The organism is Halomonas sp. 707D4, assembly GCF_024158685.1.
Lineage (GTDB): Bacteria > Pseudomonadota > Gammaproteobacteria > Pseudomonadales > Halomonadaceae > Vreelandella.
The window spans coordinates 1-4,369 of the sequence record NZ_JAMZBD010000273.1 but is presented as its reverse complement, the minus strand read 5'-3'; the positions used below and the strand labels follow the sequence as shown (position 1 = coordinate 4,369).

The following is a 4,369-nucleotide window of genomic DNA, read 5'->3' as shown; positions in this document are numbered from 1 at the left end:
GTCGAGCTCGGCGACCGCCGCGGTCGCAAACCCCACCCCCGGGCTTCGCGCCCCGTCCACCAGCCGCCCGGTCAGCATTCCCACCAGCGGCATGTGGCTGACCAGCACGATGCAGCCCTCCTGCTGTTCGAGCAGCCAGTCGCACACCGCCTGCGGATCATCGTCCGGCGTGATGCCCTCGAGGGTACGCACCGGCTGCCCCAGCGCCTGGCCGACCAGCGTCGCGGTCTGCTGGGCGCGCACGAAGGGGCTTGCGTAGAGCGCAAGCGGCGTGTGCCGATAGTCGATGGCGAGCCACTCGCCCATGCGCGCCGCTTCGCGCTCGCCGCGCGGGGTCAGGGTGCGCGTCGCATCCACCCGGCCGGGGCCGGCTTCGCCGTGGCGCATGATCACAAGTCTCGAGGCGCTAGTCATGGCGCACCTTTTCGCCTCGATGCGCCTTGAGGACCGCCTCCCGGGGCAGCACGAACTCGACATCGCTGCTCTGCTCGCCCGCCATCAAGAGCCCGGCCATCTCCTTGGCGGCCACGCCTTCGAACAGCACCTTCTTCAAGCCTTCGGCGAGCGGCATGTAGACGTTCATCTCTCGCGCCTTGTCGCACACGAGCCGGACGGTATTGACCCCTTCCGCCACCTGACCGAGGGCCTCGACGGCCTCGTCGAGGCTTCGCCCCTCGCCCATGGCGTAGCCGACCCGGTAGTTGCGCGAAAGCTTCGACGAACAGGTGACGATCAAGTCCCCCACGCCGGCCAGTCCCAGAAAGGTCATCGGGTTGGCGCCCTGGGCGACGGCGAAGCGGCCCATCTCGGCCAGCGCCCGGGTCATCAGCATGCTGCGAGTGTTCTCGCCCATGCCGAGGGCGGCCGCCATGCCGGCGGAGATGGCGTAGATGTTCTTGAGCGCCCCGCCAAGCTCTACCCCGTGGCGGTCGTCGCTGGCGTAGACGCGAAAGTAGCTGCACCCCAGCGCCTTCTGCACCCGGGTACGGGTGTCGGGGTCGGCACTGGCGATTACCGTGGCGGTGAGCTGCTTGTCGGCGATCTCGGAGGCGAGATTGGGGCCGGCGATCACGCCGACATGATCGAAGCCGGTGACCTCATCGAGCACCTGGCTCATGAGCAGAAAGCCCTCCTGCTCGATGCCCTTGGTGGTGCTGACCAGGATCTGCTGCGGCGAAAGCCAGGGCTTTGCCTGCTCGACCACCTGGCGAAACGCCTTCGAGGGAATCGCCACCAGCACGATGGCCGCGCCCTCCACCGCGTGGCGGATATCGGTGGTGGCCTCGACACGTTCGTTGATCGCGTAGTCCGGCAGGTAGCGGCCGTTGCGTCGCTCCCGATTGATCTGCTCGACCAGCGCGTGGTCGCGCATCCATTGACGCACCGTCGCGCCGTTGTCGGCGGCGATGCTGGCAAGCGCGGTACCGAAGCTCCCTCCACCGAGAACGGCGACGTTGCTCTGCTCCAAGGCCATGGTGTTTTCCTGAGTCTCTGGACGATGGCGGCTACTTTACCATCAATGGCGTGGCGCACGAGGACGCCACCGGCGGTTTTGACACTCGCCAACGAAAACGGCCAGCCGGCAGGCCGGCGGGCCGTGGTATCAACGCATCACGTTCAGGCGGTCAGCACGCTGTTGAGGCGCTTGACGTAGGCCGCCGGGTCGTCCAGGTGGCCGCCCTCGGCGATGATCGCCTGGTCGAGCAGGATATGCGCCAGCTGGCCGAAGCGATCACCGTCGCTCGCCTCCAGGCGATCGACCAGCGCGTGCTCCGGGTTGAGCTCGAGAATCGGCTTGACCTCCGGCAGCGGCTGGCCGGCGGCTTCCATGATGCGGCGCATCTGGTAGCCCATCTCGTGCTCCGGCAGCACCACGCAGGCGGGCGAGTCGGTCAGGCGATGGGTGATCTTGACGTCCTGCACGCCGTCACCGAGCGCCTCCTTCACGCGCTTGACCAGCTCCTCCTTGGCCTTGGCGGTCTCCTCCTGGGCCTTCTTCTCCTCCTCGTTCTCGACGTCGCCGAGATCGAGTTCGCCCTTGGCCACGTCGGCGAACGTCTTGCCGTCGAACTCGGTGAGGTGGGTCATCAGCCATTCGTCGATGCGATCGGAGAGCAGCAGCACCTCGATGCCCTTCTTGCGGAAGATCTCCAGGTGGGGGCTGTTCTTCGCCGCGTTGAAGCTGTCCGCCACCACGTAGTAGATCTTCTGCTGGCCTTCCTTCATGCGCTCGATGTAGCCGGCCAGCGACTGCTCCTGGGCGGCGGTATCGGTATGGGTGGAAGCAAAGCGCAAAAGCTCGGCGATCTTCTCGCGGTTGGCCGGGTCTTCGCCGGGGCCTTCCTTCAGCACGCTTCCGAAGGTATTCCAGAACGCCTTGTACTGCTCGTCGTCCTTGGAGAGCTTCTTGAGCATGTCCAGCGCCCGCTTGGTCAGCGCGCCCTTGATCTTCTCGACCTTCGGGTCCTGCTGGAGGATCTCGCGCGAGACGTTGAGCGACAGATCGCGCGTGTCGAGCACGCCCTTGATGAAGCGCAGATAGAGCGGCAGGAACTGCTCGGCGTCGTCCATGATGAACACGCGCTGCACGTAGAGCTTCACGCCACGGGCGCCGTCGCGCTCGAACATGTCGAAGGGCGCACGGCCGGGCACGTAGAGCAGGCTGGTGTACTCGAGCTTGCCTTCGACCTTGTTGTGACTCCAGGTCAGCGGATCGCTGAAGTCGTGGGCGACGTGCTTGTAGAACGCCTTGTACTCCTCCTCCGAGACCTCGGACTTCGGCCGCACCCACAGGGCGGTGGCTTCGTTGATGGTCTCCCAGGTGGTGACTTCGCTGCCTTCGATCTCGTTGCCGTCGTCGTCCTTGGCGGTCTCGACCTTGGGCATGCGTACCGGCACTTCGATGTGATCCGAGTACTTGCGCACCAGCCCCTGCAGGCGGTACTCGTCGGCGAACTCCTTGGCGTCGTCCTTGAGGTGCAGGATGATCTCGGTGCCGTGCTTGTCGCGCTCGATGTCGGCGACGCTGAACTCGCCCTCGCCCCTGGAGCGCCACTCGACGCCGTCCTGAGCGCTGGTGCCGGCCTTGCGGGTGCGCACGGTGACTTCGTCGGCGACGATGAAGCCGGAGTAGAAGCCGACGCCGAACTGGCCGATCAGCTTGGCGTCCTTCTGCTGCTCGCCGGTGAGCTGCTGCATGAACTCGGCGGTGCCGGAGCGGGCGATGGTGCCCAGGTTGGCAATCACGTCCTCGCGGTTCATGCCGATGCCGTTGTCGCGCAGCGTCACCGTGTTGGCCTTGGCGTCGTGCTCGATCTCGATGCGCAGGTCGCTGTCGCCTTCATACAGCGCGTCGTTGTCGAGCGCGGCGTAGCGCAGCTTGTCGCAGGCGTCGGCGGCGTTGGAGATCAGCTCGCGCAGGAAGATTTCCCGGTTGGAGTACAGGGAGTTGATCATCAGGTTGAGAAGCTGCTTGACTTCGGTTTGAAAACCAAGCGTCTCTTCGTGGGTGGCGGTGCTCATGCGTAGCCCTCAATTGCCAATCACTGGATATCCGGTGCGCTCTAGAAAAGGCGCGGTGTCTCGTGTGCAGTCAATATGGGGCTAGGCCGAAAGATTTCAAGCAAATGAGTGGCATCGGGACATCGAGGCGAGGCCGATCGCTCGGGGAGGGATTGTGCGCGCGGCGTTTGTCGTTATAGTCCACTATAGTCGCTTCACCCCCTATTTTATCGCTTCACCCCTATTTCAGCAGTCAGCTCACCAGGCAAGAGAGGAAGCCATGCCGGTTTTGCGAGTTCGTTTTCGCCTTCGTACGCTGTGCGCCGCGGCGATCGTCGGTCTGTCCAGCCACGCGGAGGCGGCCACCGACGCCCAGATGCGCGACGCCCTTCAAGCCGCCCGCGACCAGCAGTGGCAACGCGTCGACGAGCGCGTGGTCAACGACCACGTGCTGGGGGGCTACGTGGAGTACCATCGCCTGCGCGGCCAGCTCCCGAACGTTTCCGCCCAGCGCATCCAGGCGTTCATCGACCGCTACCGCGACTCGCCGCTCTCGGAGTGGATACGCGGCCAGGCGATCGCCAACTACGGCTACGCCGGCCGTTTTGATGACCTGCTCGCCGTGGCCGACGGTGTGCCGGACGGCACCGCCCGCCAGTGCTACTACTACAGCGCCCTGCTCGACCGTTCGCCAAGCGATGCCCGCGCGGCGGGACGCGAGCTGTGGCTGACCGGCGGCTCGCAGCCCAATGCCTGCGACAGCCTGTTCAACCGGCTGCGCGCCGACGGCACCATCGACGACCGCGCGGTGTGGCAGCGCAAGATGCTCGCCTGGCAGGCTGGTGAGACAGGGCTTTCGAGCTATCTC

3 protein-coding genes and 1 pseudogene are annotated in these 4,369 nt (G+C 65.5%); 1 reads left to right on the top strand and 3 read right to left on the bottom strand.

The features are described from left to right. The 3 genes from sixA to htpG form a co-directional block, all read right to left on the bottom strand. On the bottom strand, nt 1-414 hold a 414-nt coding region (gene sixA, locus BIS11_RS11855), incomplete at its 3' end, for a phosphohistidine phosphatase SixA (protein ID WP_253586094.1). Then, nucleotides 407-1,474, bottom strand: a complete 1,068-nt coding sequence (locus BIS11_RS11850; protein WP_253419482.1) for an NAD(P)H-dependent glycerol-3-phosphate dehydrogenase — start codon at nt 1,472-1,474, stop codon at nt 407-409. The genes sixA and BIS11_RS11850, both read right to left, overlap by 8 nt. 143 nt (nt 1,475-1,617) lie before the next feature. After that, nucleotides 1,618-3,522, bottom strand: a complete 1,905-nt coding sequence (gene htpG, locus BIS11_RS11845) for a molecular chaperone HtpG (RefSeq protein WP_253419480.1) — start codon at nt 3,520-3,522, stop codon at nt 1,618-1,620. Nucleotides 3,523-3,781: 259 nt separating this feature from the next. Between htpG and BIS11_RS11840 the strand changes: the two are divergent. Beyond that, nucleotides 3,782-4,369, top strand: a pseudogene (locus BIS11_RS11840) (lytic murein transglycosylase); the annotation flags it as partial.